Genomic DNA, 16,021 nt, shown 5'->3' on the forward strand with positions numbered 1-16,021 from the left:
TCATGAAGGGTGGGCGGGGCGCCGCGCCCGACGACCGGTGGCTCGCCGAGGTGGCTTCCGGGGCGAGCCGTGACGCCGGCGGGGTTCCGGTGGAGCTGCTCGGTGACTACCTGCCGCTGCTGGCCGATGCCGCGATCACCGGTCGCCGTCCCCGGCGGGCCGAGCTGGACGCCGTGGAGACGCTGGGCCGGCGCGCCGCCGAGCAGGGCGTGTCCGCCGGACGGGCGGTGCAGCTCTACCTCTCCGCGGCGCGCCGCCTGTGGCAGGACCTTCCGGACGTGGTGCGCAGCCGTGACCGTGAGGCCGTACGCGCCGCCGCCACGGCCGTCCTGCACGTGATCGACGACGCGGTCGCCACGCTCGCCGACGGGTACGCGATGGCGCGCCGCGACCTCGTACGCCGGGAGGAGACCCTGCGCCGGGAACTCGTCGACGACCTGCTCAGGGGCGACTCCGACCCCGGCGCGCTGGTGGACCGGGCGGAGCCGTTCGGCCTCGATCTGACGCGGTCGCACCAGGTCGCCCTGGCCGCGCCCGGCCGCCGGTTGCCCGACTCGGAAGCGGCGATCACGGCGCTGGAGGCGGTCATCTTCGACCGGATGGGCGACCGGGACGTGCTCGTGGCGACGAAGGACGGGCTGCTCGTGGTGCTGGCGCCGGCCGAGCCCGCCGCCGCGGCGGGAACACCCACCGGCCGGGCCGCCGGCACCGAGCTGGGCCGGTTGATGCACGACGAGCTGCGCCGGCTGCCGCGGGGACGCCCGTGGCGGGTCGCCGTCGGCCAGCCGCACTCGGGCCTGTACGGCATCGCACGCTCCTACGAGGAAGCGCGCGAGGCGCTGACCATGGCGACGCGGCTGCGGCTGGACACGCCCGTCGTCAACGCCCGGGATCTGCTCATCTACCGCGTGCTGCTGCGTGATCAACCCGCCATGGTGGAGCTGGTCCAGGCCGTGCTCACCCCGCTCGAGCAGGCACGAGGCGGACCGGAGCCTCTTCTGAGCACCCTGCAGGCCTACTTCGACACCGGCGCGGTGGCGACGGAGACGGCCAAACGGATCCACGTGTCCGTCCGCACCGTCACCTACCGCCTGCAACGCATCAACGTCCTGACGGGCTTCAACCCCGCCGATCCGGGGCACCGCTTCACGCTGCAGGCCGCGGTCCTCGGCGCCCGGGCCCTCGACTGGCCGCGCCGGCCGTTTCCGGGACCGGCCTGAGCACCGGCCTGATTGCCGGCTTCCGGCAATCTGGGGCCTGCCTCTTGGCCGTCGGCCGCCCTACCCGCCGCGCACCGGCTCCCGCATGCTCGTAGTGACGAGCGGTGAGGAGGCACAGAATGCAGCACGTTCCCATTGTCGTCGGCGTCGACGACTCGCCGGGTTCCCGGGCCGCGCTGCGCTGGGCGCTGCGGCAGGCCGACCGGACCGGCGCCGAGGTGGAGGCGGTCTGGGTGTGGGGACTGCCGTCGGCGTTCTTCTACGGCGCCGAGTGGGCCGCCGCGGCGTGCCCGATCCATGATCTCGCCGCCGACGCCGAGCGCGTTCTGCTGGACACCCTGGTCGACGTTCTCCGCGAGTACGGCCCGTCGGTGCCGGTGCGCCCCCGCGTCGTCCAGGGGCGCCCCGCCGACGAACTGCTCCGCGCCGCCGAGTCGGCACAGATGCTCGTCCTCGGCGGCCCGGCCCACGGGAGGGTGGCGGGACTGCTGCTGGGCTCCGTGAGCCACCAGTGCGTGCAGCGCGCTGCCTGCCCGGTCGTCGTGGTGCCTCCCGAGGCTGCCGATCTGCCGGTCCCGTCCGGCCGCCGGCCCGGCGCCGTCATGTCGTCCGACGGCTGACCACCCGTTGCCGACGATCGGCAAAAACATCTCCGACACGTAAGGGCTGCCCTGCAGCCCGGGAAGGTGCCGTCATGCAGTGGCAGGTCGAGGACGTGATGACACGGGAGGTGATCACCGTGGGCGCCGACGCCCCCGTCGGGCACGTAGCGGCCCTCCTGGATCGCCACGGCATCAGCGCGGTCCCGGTCACCGCGGCCGGCGGCACCGTCCTGGGTGTCGTCTCGCAGGCGGACCTGCTCACCCGGGTCACCGACGGCGACCGGGGCCGCCGGCGCGCGACCCGCGCCGGGGACCTCATGACCGTGCGGCCGGTGTGCATCGGCGCGGAGGCATCGCTGGTGCACGCCGCCCGCACGATGCACACGCACCGCGTCCGGCGGCTGCTCGTGACCGATGGGCACGACCGGCTGCTCGGCGTCGTGTCCCGGAGCGACCTGCTGCGGCCGTACGCCCGCAATGACGCGGAGATCGGCCTCGAGGCCGAAGAGCTGCTGCGGCGGCGACTGTGGATCGATCCGGAGCAGATCCGGGTCCGCATGGACGACGGTACGGCGGAGCTGACCGGCCGGGTCGGGCGGCGCTCCACCGCCGGCATCGCCACCCGGCTCGTGGCGGCCGTGCCGGGGGTCGCCCACGTGGTCGACCGGATCGGGTACGAGTTCGACGACGCCGACCTCGTCCGGTCCAGGGCGAACCGCACCCACCCGTTCAGTGCCGAACCGTTCGGTCCCGGCCGGTCCCGCCGGCGCAGGGCGCTGCTGCGCCCGGAGGCGTGACCATGTGGCCGACCACGACCACGCTCGCCGTGGACCTCGGAAGCTGCACCGCCGGGGTGTGGGCCGCACACCGCGGCACGGTGACCGGTCCCCTCGGTCATCCGTACGCGTCCCGCGGCCGGGTGGTCGATGTCGACGGGTGCGCCGCAGTGCTGTCGCGGCTCGTGCGCCAGTACGAGCAGCCGGTCCGCCCGGGCGGTGTCGTCGTGGCATGCCGCCCGGTCCTGGCCTCCGAGGACGAGCAGGCCGCCGTCCGCCGCGTGCTCGGCCTGGCCTTCGCGCCCCGCCGCGTCCTGTTCGTCGACACCGTCCGCGCCGCCGCGATCGGCTCGGGCTCGGCCGCGGGCACCCTGCTCATCGTGGACGTCGGCGCCGGGCTCACCGAGGTGGCGCTGCTCAGGAACGGCCACGTCGTCGCCGCCCGCCGCACCGAGATCGGCACCGGGGACCTCTCCCGCGGCGCCACCGTGGATCAACTGGGCGACATCGTCGTACGTCACGTCGACGACCTGCGCTCCGGCCCCGAGATGCCGGACGTGCTCACGGCGATGGCCCGGGGCCTGCTGCTCGTGGGTGACGGTGCTGTGCAACCCGGGCTCGTGCCGGCTGTCTCGGGGGCGCTGGGCGCACGCGTCCACCGGGCCGCCGCTCCCCGTACGGCCGCACTCAGCGGCGCCGGCATGGCCGCGACATCGCTGTCGCGCCACCCCGCCGGAGTCTGACCGGACCCTTACCGACCGGAGGCGTCATGACCAGCACGGCGCACCACCCCGCCCCGCACTCCGCCGAGCCCATGGAGCTGCTCCGCGGCATGCTGGAGGAGGAATTCGCCGCGCAGACGGCCCGCCTGACGCAGCTGACGGTGTACGCCCGGCTGCCCCGGCACGGCGGGCACGACCCGCACACCCTGGAGATGCTCGCCGCGTCCGCCCGCCGGCGCATCGCCGAGACGGCTCACGCCCTCAGGCGCATGTCCGAGGGCTCGTACGGCGTCTGCGCGGACTGCCGCCGGCCCATACCGCTGGGCCGGCTGCGGGCCCTCCCCTGCGCCACTCGGTGCGGCGTGTGTGAACGCAGCCGCTGACGCGGAAGGGAGGGCCACCGGAAAGCCGCGGTCAGTGCCCGGTCGGGTAAGGGTGCGCCGCCGCGTTGGCCAGGGTGATGAAGGCCGGCCGGTTGAGGTTCCAGAAGGACGACATGCACGAGTAGCGCGGGAAGAAGCCGCTGCAGCCGGAGGTGTCGGGGCCCACTTCGATGGTGTAGCCGGGAACGCCCCGCGTGCCGTAGATCCAGTCGTCGGTGGCACCGGGCGCGAAGTAGTTCAGGCCCCCGTCACCGTGCACGACGTCGTAGTGGTTGGACTGGCTCATGGCGGTGGCGATGGTCCGGAGGTCGTTGTTGTTCGGCGCGAGCGAGTTGGTCCATCCGTACGGGTAGATGTCGAGCTCGGCGTAGCTGTGCAGGGTGAGGAACGTGCCGGTGGTGTCGGTGGTCGCCGGCGAGAAGTCGGCGCTGGGCTTGGTGTCGCGGTAGATGGCGGCGAGGAAGTTCTGGATGCCCTGCGTCTCCGGCTCGCTGGCCGCGCTCGTGCCGGGGTAGGTCTCGCTGCACTTGGTGCCCTGGTTGACGTCCCAGTGGTAGCTGGAGTTGCGGTTGAGGTCGACGCCCCGGCCGGTGCCGGAGCAGCCGTTGTCGTGGGCGTTCTTGCGCTGGGAGACCGGCCGGGTCGAGTTCGACGAGACGATGTCGACGCCGTCAGGATTGGCGATCGGGATGACCCAGAGCTCGGTGCTGTCCATCAGCCGGGTCACGTCGGCGTTCGTGCCGTAGTTGTTCACCAGGTAGTCGATCCACATGTACGCGAGCTCGCCGGTCGCGAGTTCGCGCGCGTGCATCTGCGCCATGAGGGTGAACTTCGGCTTCGACCCGCTGCTGGTGGTCGCGCAGTCCCCCGCCCGGATCTTGGTGATGCACAGGGCCTGGATGTCGTGGCCGCCCCGGCCCTGGGTCTTCAACCACGACTGGCCGATGCTGCGCAGGACGACCAGGTCGGGATGCGCGGAGGCCACCTGCTGGTTGTGGGCCTCGTGCCCGGCGGTGGTGTGATAGCCGCCGTAGTAGGTCCCGGCCGCTGCCCGGAACGTCGCCGCAACCGGCTGGTAAAGAGGCCCGGCATAGCGCACGGTCAGGCCGCGGTGCCGCAATCGCTGGGCGTCGGCCGCGGTCGCCAGGATCGGTACGCCGTGGGCCAGCGGCCCTTCCAGCACGTCGTAGCCGCGCCGCGTGAGGTCGGTGGCCAGGCCGGCAGCGGTCGTGGCGGGCGACGTGACGTCGTAGTAGGCCGGTTCGGCGGAGGCGGGGGCCGCGGCGGCGGCACCGGGGACCGCCAGCCCCGCGCCGAGCAGGGGTAGCAGGACGGCCGATGCGGCGGCGAGCAGTCTGCGGAGGCGCGACCGGCGGGAGGGCACGAACCTGGTCATTCGGTACCTCGATCATGGGGTGGCCCGGCGTCACCGTGCACCGGGACGTTGGGATCCACGATGATCGATGTCGTCGTTCGCGTCAATGTGATGAACGCGGTGCGACAGTCAGGCCTGGTCGCGGGGGTAGGCGAGGACGTCGCCGCTCACGCTGACCCCGACCGTGCTTCCGGGTTCGGGCAGTTCGGTGCCCGGCAGGCGGGCGATGACCGGCACGCCCTCGGGCTGCAGGGAGAGCCGTACGGCGGCGTCATGGCCGTAGAAGCTGATCTCCTGCACTGTAGCCGTGCGCCCCTCGCCGGTGCGGTGCAATCGCAGTTGCTCGGGACGGATCAGGACGTAGGACGGGCCGGTCACGCCGGACGAGCGAACGGCGAGGGTGCCCAGCGCGCACGTCGCCGCGCCGTCGGCGACCTCGGCGGGAAGGAGCACGGCCTCGCCGAGGAAACCGGCGATCCGGGCGTCGCGGGGTCGCCGGTAGATGGTGGCGGGCGGATCCAGCTGGGCGAGACGCCCGTCGCGCATGACGCCGACCTGGTCGGCCAGCGACAGCGCCTCGGCCTGGTCGTGCGTGACGAGGACAGCGGTGGCGCCGGCGGCGCGCAGAGCGGCCAGCACCGCACGGCGGGTGTCCTCCCGCAGGCCCGCGTCGAGCGCGCTGAACGGCTCGTCGAGCAGCACGAGTTCCGGTTCGGGAGCCAGCGCCCGGGCCAGGGCGACCCGCTGCTGCTGGCCGCCCGACAGCTCGTGCGGGAACCGGCCGGCGATCGCCCGGTCGAGCCCGACCAGATCGAGCAGCTCGTGGAGCCGGTCCGCGGACCGCCGCCGGCGGCGGGACAGGCCGAAGGTGATGTTGGCCGCCACGTCGCGGTGCGGGAACAGGGCGCCTTCCTGCGGTACGTAGCCGATCCGCCGCCGCTGCGGGGGGATCGAACGGCCGTCGGCGTACGCGGTGTGCTCGCCGATCCGGATGGTGCCCGCGTCCGGGTCGGCGAAGCCCGCAATCAGGCGCAGCAGGGTGCTCTTGCCGCACCCCGAGGGGCCGAGCAGCGCGGTGAAGGTCTGGGCGGGCACGTGCAGGTCGATGCCGGCGAGCACCCGCGTCGTCCCGTACGACTTGGTCAGGCCCTGCACGGTCAGCGCGGTCATGCGACGGCCGTCCTTTCCGGGTCGCGGGTGAGCAGGTACGTGGCCGGCGCCGACAACAGCACCATGACGGCGGCGTACGGGGCTGCCGAACCGTACGCCAGCCCGTCGCTGTACGCCCAGAACTGGGTGGCGAGGGTCTGCGTACCGGTCGGGGCGAGCAGGAGCGTGGCGGTGAGCTCGGTCACCGCCGCGACGAACACCAGCGCGGCGCCGGCGCCGAGGCCCGGGGTGATCAGCGGGAGCGTGACCCGGCGCAGGCTCGCGGCCGGGGACAGGCCCAGGCTGTGCGCGACGTCGTCGAGCACCGGGGGCGCCTGGGCCAGCGCCGCCCGTACGCTGACCACGGCACGCGGCAGGAACAGGATCACGTACGCGGCCACCACGACGGGGAAGGTCTGGTACAGGTCCGGGACGACCCGGATGCTGACGGTCACCAGGGCCAGAGCCACCACGATGCCGGGCAGCGCGTTGCCGAAGTACGTGCTGCGCTCGAGCAGGGTGGTCAGCCGGCCGGGACGGCGTACGTCCAGCCACGCCAGCGGCAGCGCGAGCCCCACGGTGACCACGGCCGCGACCGCGCCGAGCCCGAGCGAGGTGGCCGCGGCCGCGCCGAGCGGGCCCACCGCGACGTGCACCGAAGCGCCCTTGAGGAGCCAGTATCCGAGGCTGCCCAGCGGTACGCCGAGCGCGAGCGCGGTCAGCAGCGCCAGCCCTCCCACGGCGGGCAGGGTGGTACGACCCAGGCGTGCCCGCGGCGCGGGGCGGGCGGTGCCCGAACCGACCCGCGCGTACCGCGCCCGGCCGCGCAGCCGCACCTCGGCGAGGAGGAGCAGCAGGCAGCACAGCAGCAGGACGGCCGCGAGCATGTTCGCCGCGGAGCCGTTGAACGACGACTGGTACTGCTCGTAGATGGCCACGGTGAAGGTCGGGAACCGCAGCATCTGCAGGGCGCCGAACTCGGCCAGCAGGTGCAGCCCCACCAGCAGGCAGCCGCCGGCCACGGCGGGCCGCAGCTGCGGCAGCACCACGGCGAGGAACACCCGGACCGGGCCCCGGCCCAGCGTGCACGCGGCTTCCTCGAGCGCCGGGTCGAGCCCGCGCAGTGCCGCCGCCACCGGCAGGTAGACCAGCGGGAAGTACGACAGCGTGACGATCAGCAAGGCGCCGCCGTAGCCGGTGGCCCCCGGCAGCAGCGACACCCAGGCGTAGCTGTTCACGAACGCCGGGACGGCCAGCGGTGCGACCAGCAGCACCCGCCACAGGCGCCGCCCCGGCACGGTGGTGCGTTCCACCAGCCACGCCGCGCCGATGCCGAGCACGGCGGAGGCGAGGACGCCGCCACCGAGCAGGCGCGCCGTGTTGCCCAGGAGCTCGGCGGTGCGCGGTCGCAGCACCAGCCGCTCGATGTCGGCCCAGCCCGTGGTGGCGACGTAGAACACGACGAACCCGAGCGGCAGCAGGACGAGCAGGGCGACCAGCAGCGCGAGCACCGGGACCACGGCCGGGTACCGCCTCCTGCCGAGAAACCGGGGCAGGGGCGTCGCGGTGGCCGGGAGGGAGCTGCTCAGAGCAGACCCGCCTGCTGCATCAGCCGGATGACCTCGGGCCCGTTGAGCTTGGCCGGGTCCACCGCGGGCGGATCCAGTTCGGCCATCGGCTTGAGCGCCGGGTTGGCCACTCCGTCGGCGATCGGGTATTCCATCGCCTTGCTGTCGGCGAGCACCTGCTGGCCGGCCTTGCTGGTGATGAACGCCAGGAACTTCTGAGCCTGCGCCTTCTTCGGGCTCGAGGCGAGCACGCCCGCGCCCGAGACGCTCAGGAACGCTCCGGGGTCGGCCTTGCCGAAGAACTTCAGCTCGGCGTTGGCGCTGCCGGTGCCGCCCGCGGCGCGGTCCTTGTACCAGTAGTAGTGGTAGCTGATCCCGGCCGGAACCTCACCGGTGTCGACGGCCTTCAGGATCGCGATGTTGTTCGTGTAGATCTTGGCGTTCCGCTTGAGCCCCGCCAGCCACTGCTCGGTGGCCGCGGTGCCCTTCAGGGCCAGCACGGCGCTGACGATGGCCTGGAAGTCGGCCCCGGAGGGCGCGATACCGACCCTGTTCTGCCACGCGGGCTGCGCGAGGTCCATGAGCGATGCGGGCAGCTGGTCGTCGGGCAGCGCCTTGGCGTTGTGGACGAGCACCGTGGAGCGGGCGGCGTACCCCACCCAGTTGTGGTTCGACGGGACGAACCCCGCCGGCACCTGCGCGACCGTCGCGTCGTCGACGCGGGCGAACAGGCCCTTGGCGTCCACCAGGCCCATGGCCGGCGAGTTCTCGGTCATGAACACGTCCGCCCGCGACGCCTTGCCCTCCTGCACGATCTGGTTGGCGAGCTCGGAGTCGGCGCCGGGACGGACCTTGACCTTGATGCCCGTCTGCTGGGTGAACTTCTCCACCATCGTCGAGAGCAGTTCGCCGTGCGGCGCCCCGTACACGACCAGGGTGTCCTTGTCGTCGCCCGACCCGCTGCCGCACGCGACCAGGGTTCCGATCACCAGCACGGCCAGGAGCCGCCTCCACTGACGCATGCCGTTCTTCGCCTTCCACCGAGCTGTCGTTAGGTTAGGGATACCTTAGACGGGCCCCTTCCTTGGCTGGCAAGTGACGGACGTCTCCCACCCCTGACGAGCTACTGCCGGGCGCCGGCGAGTGGACAGTTAGGTTGGCCTTACCTTACTGTTCCCGCCCGTGAACCCTCGCTCCGACGCCGTCCGCCCCCTGGGGTGTGATCTGCGGGCCTCCGCGGATCGACCCGCTCTGATCACCCGGCGCGGAACGATCTCGTACGGCGAGCTGGCGAACCGCGTCGCCCGGGCGGCCCGCCGGCTCGGCGACGGGCGGCGCCTCGTGCTCATCGCCGGCGCGAACGAGGTCGAAGCCGTCGTGGCCTACCTGGGGGCGCTGGCGGCCGGGCATCCGGTGCTGCTGGCACCGGGCGACAACCCGGCGACGATCGACGCCCTGACGGCCGCGTACGACCCGGACGTCGTCGTCCGGCGGACGGGCCGACGCTGGCGCTACGAGCAGCGCCGCCCCGGATCGGCGCACGTCCTGCATCCGGAGCTGGCCCTGCTGCTGACCACCTCCGGATCCACCGGTTCGCCGAAACTGGTCCGGCTGTCGCACCACAACCTGCGGGCGAACGCCGAGTCGATCGCCACCTACCTCGGCGTGCGAGCCACCGACCGGGCGGCGACGACGCTGCCCATGCACTACTGCTACGGGCTGTCCGTGCTCAACAGCCACCTGATCAGCGGGGCCGCAGTCATCCTGACCGACCTGTCGGTCGCCGACCCCTCCTTCTGGCAGTTGTTCGAGCGCGCCCGCGGCACGACGTTCGCCGGGGTGCCGTACACGTTCACGCTGCTCGACCGCATCGGGTTCGAGACCATGCACCTCCCCCACCTGCGCTACGTCACGCAGGCGGGTGGCCGGATGGCGCCGGAACGGGTACGGCGCTACGCCGCGCTCGGCCACCGCCAGGGGTGGGACCTGTTCGTCATGTACGGGCAGACGGAGGCCACGGCGCGGATGGCGTACCTGCCCCCGGACCTCGCCGCCGCCCACCCGGGCGCCATCGGGCTGCCGATCCCCGGCGGCGAGCTGCGGCTCGAGCCCGTCGACGGGGTCCCCGATCCGGACAGCGGGGAGCTCGTCTACACCGGCCCCAACGTCATGCTCGGGTACGCCGAACGCCCCGCCGACCTCGCCCTGGGCCGTACCACGGACGAGCTGCGCACCGGGGACGTCGCCCGGCGCACCGCCGACGGACTGTACGAGATCGTCGGCCGCCGGAGCAGGTTCGCCAAGGTGTTCGGCCTCCGCATCGACCTCCAGCGGATCGAAGCAGCACTCGAAGCCGACGGCGTGAGCGCGTACTGCGTCGCCCGCGACGACCAGCTCGTCGTCGTGGCGCAAGCCGGGCACCGCCGGCACGACCCCGACCGGCTGGTGGCCACACGCTGCGGACTCCCGGCACGGGCGGTACGCCTCATCACCGTCCCGGAGCTGCCCCGCCTGCCCTCGGGCAAGCCGGACTACCGAGCCGCCGCCGCACTGGCCGAAGCGCCCCCGGCCCCCGCGTCCGCACCCACCGACCTGCGGGCGCTCTACGGCGAGATCCTCGACACCCCGGAGGTCACCGACGACGACAGCTTCGTCAGCCTCGGCGGCGACTCCCTGTCGTACGTCGAGATGTCGGTGCGCCTGGAGGAGCTGCTCGGCCGGCTCCCGGCGGGCTGGCACACGATGCCGATCCGGGAACTGCGCGCCAGCCCCGCCCCGCCCCCGGCGCGGCAGCCGATGATCGACACCACCGTGGTGCTCCGCGCGATGTCGATCGTCCTCATCGTGGGCTCCCACATCGGCCTCTTCACCGTCCACGGCGGCGCGCATCTGCTGCTCGCGGTGGCGGGTTTCAACGTCGCGCGATTCCACCTCACGCCGGCGGCCCGCACCACCCGCATCCGGCACATCGCGGCCACGGTGGCCCGCGTCGCGGTCCCCACGTCGATCTTCGTCGCCGCGGTCGTCGTCCTCACCGGCTACTCGTACACCTGGAAGAACGTCCTCCTGCTCAACGAGGCGATCGGATCGCGCTACGGCGACGAGCGCAATCTGTGGTTCATCGAGACGTACGTCTACATCCTGCTGGCGCTGATCCTGTCCCTGACCGTGCCCGCGGTGGACCGCTGGGAGCGACGCTTCCCGTTCGGCGTGCCCGCGGCGATCCTGGGCCTCGCGCTGACCGTCCGGTTCGGCCTCGTCCCGGTCTCGCCCGTGGACAACATGGCCACGCCGGTCCAGCTGCTCTGGCTCTTCGCGCTCGGCTGGACGGCCGGCAAGGCCCGCCTCGCCTGGCAACGCTGCCTGGTCACCGCGATCACCGCAGCCGCCGTCATCGGCTACGACAGCGAACAACTCCAGGTGGCGGTCGTCGCGCTGGGGCTGCTGCTGCTCATCTGGGTGCCCAAGCTGCCGAGCCCGCCGCCGCTGCGCCGCGGCGCCGGCGCCCTGGCCGGCGCGTCACTGTCGATCTACCTCACCCACTGGCACGTCTACCCGCTCCTCGACGATTACTCGCGGGTCCTGGCACTGGTCGCCGCGCTGGTCGCCGGCGTGCTCTACGGCGGTGCCGTGAAGCGGGTCACCGCCCTGCTGCCGCCGCTGGGCCGGCGGCGTATGCGCCGGACGGGGCCCGATGAAACCGGTGTTGGCAGAACCTCCCAGACGGCTGAAGCGCGGCCGTAGCGTCGAGGGATGCGAGCAACTGTGATCTACGGCGCCGGGGATGTCCGGGTCGAGAATGTGCCCGACGCCGCCCTGCGCGAACCCACCGACGCTCTCGTACGGGTGCTGCGCTCCTGCATCTGCGGCAGCGATCTGTGGCCGTACGGGAAACGCCCGGCGACCGGAACGCCGGACCGGATCGGTCACGAATTCCTCGGGGTGGTCGAGGAGGCCGGTTCCGACGTGTCGGGGCTGAAGGCCGGCGATGTGGTCGTGGCGCCTTTCGTGTGGTCGGACGGCACCTGCGACTTCTGCCGGGAAGGGTTGCAGACCTCCTGCCGGCACGGCGGGAACTGGGGGCGCGACGGCGTCGACGGCGGCCAGGGCGAAGCCGTCCGCGTCCCGCAGGCCCAGGGCACGCTGGTGAAGCTGCCGGTGGGCGAGGACTCCGCGTTGCTGCCGTCGCTGCTCACCCTGTCCGACGTCTTCCCCACCGGCTATCACTGCGCCGTCACGGCCGGGGTGGACGCGCGTACGACGGTGACCGTGATCGGTGACGGCGCCGTCGGTCTGTCCGCCGTGCTGGCGGCCAGGCGCCTCGGGGCGGAACGGATCATCCTGATGGGACGGCACAAGGACCGCACCGATCTGGGCCGCGAGTTCGGCGCCACCGACGTGGTGGCGGAGCGCGGCGAGGAGGGCATCGCGAAGGTGCGCGAGCTGACCGGCGGCGACGGCACCCACGCCGTGCTGGAATGCGTCGGCCTCAGGCCCGCCATCGAGACGGCGTTCGGCGTGGTCCGCGACGGGGGCACGGTCAGCCGCGTCGGCGCGCCGCAGTATCCCGACGTGCCGGCCGGCTTCGGGGTGTTCCGGCGCAACATCACCCTGACCGGCGGCGTCGCACCGGCCCGGGCGTACATCGAGACGCTGCTGCCGGACATTCTCGAGGGCACGATCCAGCCCGGGCGCGTGTTCGACCGCACCGTCGCCCTGGACGACGTGCCGGCAGGCTACCGGGCCATGGCGGACCGGCAGGCGCTGAAGGTCCTCATCGAGCCGTAGCTCGCAGCAGGGCCGGCATCGCCTCGGCCAGCATCGCGCGCCAGCCGGGCAGCGGCGCCACGCCGGTTCCCGACCAGCGGTCGTGGGCGAGCACGCTGTACGCCGGCCGTCGCGCCGGGCGCGGGAAACGGTCGCTGGTGGTCGGGCGTACGCGGTCCGGATCGAGGCCCGCCTCGGCGAGGACGGCGCGGGCGAGGCCGTACCAGGTGGTCGATCCGGCGGCGGTGCCGTGGTACGCCCCCGGCGCGGCGCGACCGGCCCTGGCCGCGGCGGCGAGCGCGATCAGCTGGCGGGCCAGGGCGTACGACCACGTGGGCGGCCCTTGCTGGTCGTCGACGACGTCGAGGGTGTCGCGCTCGGCGGCCAGCCGCAGCACGGTACGCACGAAGTTGGGGCCGTGCTCCCCGTAGAGCCATGCGGTCCGCACGACGTACCCGCCGGCTGCGAGGACGGCCCGCTCGCCGATCGCCTTGCCCCGGCCGTACGCGTTGACCGGCGCGTGAGCGGTGTCCTCGGCGTACGGGAAGGAGGCGGTGCCGTCGAAGACGTAGTCGGTGGAGAGGTGGATCAACCGCGTGCCGCAGGCCGCGGCGAGGTTGCGGACGGCGTGCCCGTTGACCGCGGTGGCCGCTTCCTCAGCCGTCTCGGCGCCGTCCACGTCGGTCCAGGCCGCGGCGTTGAGCACGACGTCGGCCCCGGCGGCCGCCGCACGGACCGCGGCCGGGTCGGTGACGTCCAGCTCGGACCGGGTCGCTGCCAGCACGTCACGCTCCCCCGCCTCGGCCAGGACGGTGCACAGATCCCGGCCCAGCATGCCGCCGGCGCCGGTGACGAGCCAGCGCATCAGGCGGCGTCCCGCGCCTTGAGCGGCTCCCACCAGTCCCGGTTCTCGCGATACCAGGCGACCGTGGACGCCAGCCCTTCCGCCAGGCCGATCCTGGGCGCGTACCCGAGCTCCTCGCTGATCTTGGTGATGTCCAGCGAGTACCGGCGGTCGTGTCCCTTGCGGTCGGCAACCGGCCGGACCATGTCCCAGCCCGCGCCGCAGGCGTCGAGCAGCCGGCCGGTCAGCTCGCGGTTGGTCAGCTCGGTGCCGCCGCCGATGTGGTACACCTCGCCGGCCCGCCCCTTCTCGAGCACGAGCTGGATGCCGCGACAGTGGTCGGTGACGTGCAGCCAGTCGCGGATGTTGCCGCCGTCGCCGTAGAGCGGCACCTGCAGGCCGTCCAGCAGGTTGGTGACGAACAGCGGGATGACCTTCTCGGGGAACTGGTGCGGACCGTAGTTGTTCGAGCAGCGGGTCACCACGACGTCCAGGCCGTGGGTGCGGTGGGCGGCGAGCGCCAGCAGATCGGATGCGGCCTTGGAGGCGGCGTACGGCGAGTTCGGCGCGAGCGGCCAGGTCTCGGTCCACGAGCCCCGCTCGATCGAGCCGTACACCTCGTCGGTGGAGACGTGCACGAACCGGCCGATCCCGGCGGCCCGCGCCTCGTCGAGCAACGTCTGGGTGCCCAGCACGTTGGTGGTGACGAACGGGAGGGCACCGGCGATCGAACGGTCGACATGGGACTCGGCGGCGAAATGGACCACCGCGTCGTGGCCGGGGAGCAGTTCGCGCAGCAGGGCGGAATCGCCGATGTCGCCCTGCACGAAGTGGAGCCGGGAGTCCGTCACGGGTAGGTTGGCGCGATTTCCGGAATAGGACAACAGGTCCAGAACAGTCACGCAGGCACCGGCGGCACCTGCGTACTCATCCTGCAGGAGGGCCCGGACATAGGCCGAACCGATGAATCCGGCGCCGCCGGTGACAAAAATCCGCACGGCTGGCGAGTGTAGTCGCACGGCCGCTCTGCTTAGTCTTCCGTCGTGCGTGGAATCCTGCTCGCCGGTGGCACCGGCACACGGCTCTGGCCGATCACGATGGCGATGTCGAAACAGTTGATGCCCATCTTCGACAAACCGATGGTGTACTACCCGCTGACAACGCTGGTTTCCGCCGGAATCCGGGAGATCCTGGTCATCACGACGCCCGGGGACCGGCCGCATTTCCGGCGGCTGCTCGGGGACGGGAGCCGCTTCGGGGTGTCCCTGTCCTACGCGGAGCAGCCCAGACCGGAGGGCATCGCCCAGGCGTTCCGGATCGGCGCCGACTTCATCGGCGACCAGCCGGTCGCCCTCATTCTGGGCGACAACATCTTTCACGGCGTCGGCCTGGGCCGGCAGCTCGCCCGCTTCGGCGACCCGGCCGGCGGGCGCGTGTTCGCCTACCCGGTGGCCGACCCGCAACGGTACGGCGTGGTCGAGTTCGACGACACCGGCCGGGTGCTGTCCATCGAGGAGAAGCCGGAGCGGCCCAAATCCACATATGTGGTGCCCGGCCTCTATTTCTACGACGCCGACGTGGTCCGGATCGCGGAGAAGCTGGAGCCCAGTCTCCGCGGGGAACTCGAGATCACCGCGGTGAACGAGGAGTACCTGCGCCAGGGCCGGCTCGCCGTGACCGTGCTGGACCGGGGCACGGTGTGGCTCGACACCGGCACCTTCCAGTCGATGGTGCAGGCGTCCGAGTACGTACGCGTCATCGAGGAGCGGCAGGGCCTGAAGATCGGATGCGTCGAGGAGGCGGCTTGGCGGCTGGGATTCATCTCCGACGAGCAGCTGCGCGAGCTGGCCGGGCCGCTGCTGAAGAGCGGGTACGGCGAATATCTGGTGCGACTGCTGGACAGCGGCCGGTTCGGCGGTGCCCGGTGAAGATCCGTACACTGAGCATCGAGGGTGCGTACGAGGTCACCCCGGTGCAGCACCGCGACTGCCGCGGCACCTTCCTGGAGTGGTACAGGTTCGACGAGCTGGCCGCCGCCGTGGGCCATCCGCTGGAGCTCGCCCAGGCCAACCTCTCCGCCTCCGCGCGGGGCGTCGTCCGGGGCATCCATTTCGCCGATGTGCCGCCGGGACAGGCCAAGTACGTCACCTGCGTGGCGGGGGCCGTACTCGACGTGGTGGTGGACGTCCGGGTCGGCTCGCCGACGTACGGCGCCTGGGAGGCCGTGCCGCTCGACGACGAGGACCGGCGGGCGGTCTATCTCGCCGAGGGGCTCGGGCACGGGTTCTGTGCGCTGACCGAGAACGCCACGGTGGCGTACCTGTGCTCGTCCACCTACCGGCCCGGCCACGAGCACGGCATTCACCCGCTCGACCCGGAGCTGGGCATACCCTGGCCCGTCGCCGTCCCGGAGCTGTCCACGAAGGACGCGGCCGCGCCGACGCTCGCGCAGGCCCGCGCCGCCGGTCTGCTGCCCCGCCTCGACGAATGTTCGGCATATGTCGAAACGCGTCGTCGGAATGTGGACGCAAGTCGTCCGCCGCAGCCGATTGACGCCCCACCGTCTCCGTAGTAGACGGTGGCGGCGGGCGGTCCATTCACGCCGTCGTGTGCGC

The 16,021-nt window shown here is 72.5% G+C and carries 15 protein-coding genes; 9 read left to right on the forward strand and 6 right to left on the reverse strand.

Annotated elements, in window-relative coordinates; genetic code table 11:
- Nucleotides 1–2: 2 nt before the first annotated feature.
- From ACIBO8_RS30560 to ACIBO8_RS30580, 5 genes are all read left to right on the forward strand, one after another.
- Nucleotides 3–1,220 (forward strand): PucR family transcriptional regulator, encoded by a 1,218-nt coding sequence (locus ACIBO8_RS30560; protein ID WP_396118836.1) that lies wholly within the window; start codon nucleotides 3–5, stop codon nucleotides 1,218–1,220.
- A 119-nt stretch (nucleotides 1,221–1,339) separates the two neighbouring features.
- Nucleotides 1,340–1,840: a universal stress protein gene (locus ACIBO8_RS30565; RefSeq protein WP_396118837.1), complete on the forward strand. Its 501-nt coding sequence runs from the start codon at nucleotides 1,340–1,342 to the stop codon at nucleotides 1,838–1,840.
- A 74-nt stretch (nucleotides 1,841–1,914) separates the two neighbouring features.
- Nucleotides 1,915–2,619: a CBS domain-containing protein gene (locus ACIBO8_RS30570; protein WP_396118838.1), complete on the forward strand. Its 705-nt coding sequence runs from the start codon at nucleotides 1,915–1,917 to the stop codon at nucleotides 2,617–2,619.
- Nucleotides 2,620–2,621: 2 nt separating this feature from the next.
- Nucleotides 2,622–3,341 carry a rod shape-determining protein gene (locus ACIBO8_RS30575; RefSeq protein WP_396118839.1) on the forward strand — a complete coding sequence of 240 codons (720 nt, stop codon included), beginning with the start codon at nucleotides 2,622–2,624 and terminating at the stop codon, nucleotides 3,339–3,341.
- A gap of 26 nt (nucleotides 3,342–3,367) precedes the next feature.
- Nucleotides 3,368–3,703 (forward strand): TraR/DksA family transcriptional regulator, encoded by a 336-nt coding sequence (locus ACIBO8_RS30580; protein WP_396118840.1) that lies wholly within the window; start codon nucleotides 3,368–3,370, stop codon nucleotides 3,701–3,703.
- 31 nt (nucleotides 3,704–3,734) lie between these two features.
- Here the strand turns inward: ACIBO8_RS30580 and ACIBO8_RS30585 are convergent, their stop codons facing one another.
- The 4 genes from ACIBO8_RS30585 to ACIBO8_RS30600 form a co-directional block, all read right to left on the reverse strand.
- Nucleotides 3,735–5,099: a M14 family zinc carboxypeptidase gene (locus tag ACIBO8_RS30585; protein WP_396118841.1), complete on the reverse strand. Its 1,365-nt coding sequence runs from the start codon at nucleotides 5,097–5,099 to the stop codon at nucleotides 3,735–3,737.
- A 108-nt stretch (nucleotides 5,100–5,207) separates the two neighbouring features.
- Entirely contained in the window at nucleotides 5,208–6,248 is a 1,041-nt protein-coding gene (locus tag ACIBO8_RS30590; RefSeq protein WP_396118842.1) for an ABC transporter ATP-binding protein, read from the reverse strand.
- Nucleotides 6,245–7,747 carry an ABC transporter permease gene (locus ACIBO8_RS30595; protein WP_396118843.1) on the reverse strand — a complete coding sequence of 501 codons (1,503 nt, stop codon included), beginning with the start codon at nucleotides 7,745–7,747 and terminating at the stop codon, nucleotides 6,245–6,247. Before ACIBO8_RS30595 ends, ACIBO8_RS30590 begins: the two co-directional genes overlap by 4 nt.
- 65 nt (nucleotides 7,748–7,812) lie before the next feature.
- Entirely contained in the window at nucleotides 7,813–8,817 is a 1,005-nt protein-coding gene (locus ACIBO8_RS30600) for an iron ABC transporter substrate-binding protein (protein WP_396118844.1), read from the reverse strand.
- A gap of 160 nt (nucleotides 8,818–8,977) precedes the next feature.
- Here ACIBO8_RS30600 and ACIBO8_RS30605 point away from each other — a divergent pair, with 160 nt between their 5' ends.
- Both ACIBO8_RS30605 and ACIBO8_RS30610 read left to right on the forward strand, forming a co-directional pair.
- Nucleotides 8,978–11,539, forward strand: a complete 2,562-nt coding sequence (locus tag ACIBO8_RS30605; RefSeq protein ID WP_396118845.1) for an AMP-binding protein — start codon at nucleotides 8,978–8,980, stop codon at nucleotides 11,537–11,539.
- A 9-nt stretch (nucleotides 11,540–11,548) separates the two neighbouring features.
- Nucleotides 11,549–12,583 carry a zinc-binding dehydrogenase gene (locus tag ACIBO8_RS30610; protein ID WP_396118847.1) on the forward strand — a complete coding sequence of 345 codons (1,035 nt, stop codon included), beginning with the start codon at nucleotides 11,549–11,551 and terminating at the stop codon, nucleotides 12,581–12,583.
- Here the strand turns inward: ACIBO8_RS30610 and rfbD are convergent.
- Together rfbD and rfbB are read right to left on the reverse strand one after the other, a co-directional pair.
- Nucleotides 12,570–13,427, reverse strand: a complete 858-nt coding sequence (gene rfbD, locus ACIBO8_RS30615; RefSeq protein WP_396119179.1) for a dTDP-4-dehydrorhamnose reductase — start codon at nucleotides 13,425–13,427, stop codon at nucleotides 12,570–12,572. The genes ACIBO8_RS30610 and rfbD overlap by 14 nt on opposite strands.
- Nucleotides 13,427–14,404 (reverse strand): dTDP-glucose 4,6-dehydratase, encoded by a 978-nt coding sequence (gene rfbB / locus ACIBO8_RS30620; protein ID WP_396118848.1) that lies wholly within the window; start codon nucleotides 14,402–14,404, stop codon nucleotides 13,427–13,429. Before rfbB ends, rfbD begins: the two co-directional genes overlap by 1 nt.
- Nucleotides 14,405–14,449: 45 nt before the next feature.
- Between rfbB and rfbA the strand changes: the two genes are divergently transcribed.
- Nucleotides 14,450–15,334 (forward strand): glucose-1-phosphate thymidylyltransferase RfbA, encoded by an 885-nt coding sequence (rfbA, locus tag ACIBO8_RS30625; protein WP_396118849.1) that lies wholly within the window; start codon nucleotides 14,450–14,452, stop codon nucleotides 15,332–15,334.
- Nucleotides 15,331–15,978: a dTDP-4-dehydrorhamnose 3,5-epimerase family protein gene (locus tag ACIBO8_RS30630; protein WP_396118850.1), complete on the forward strand. Its 648-nt coding sequence runs from the start codon at nucleotides 15,331–15,333 to the stop codon at nucleotides 15,976–15,978. Before rfbA ends, ACIBO8_RS30630 begins: the two co-directional genes overlap by 4 nt.
- The last annotated feature ends 43 nt before the right edge of the window (nucleotides 15,979–16,021 follow it).

The sequence above is a fragment of the Actinoplanes sp. NPDC049681 genome, from assembly GCF_044465265.1.
Classification (GTDB): Bacteria; Actinomycetota; Actinomycetes; order Mycobacteriales; family Micromonosporaceae; genus Actinoplanes.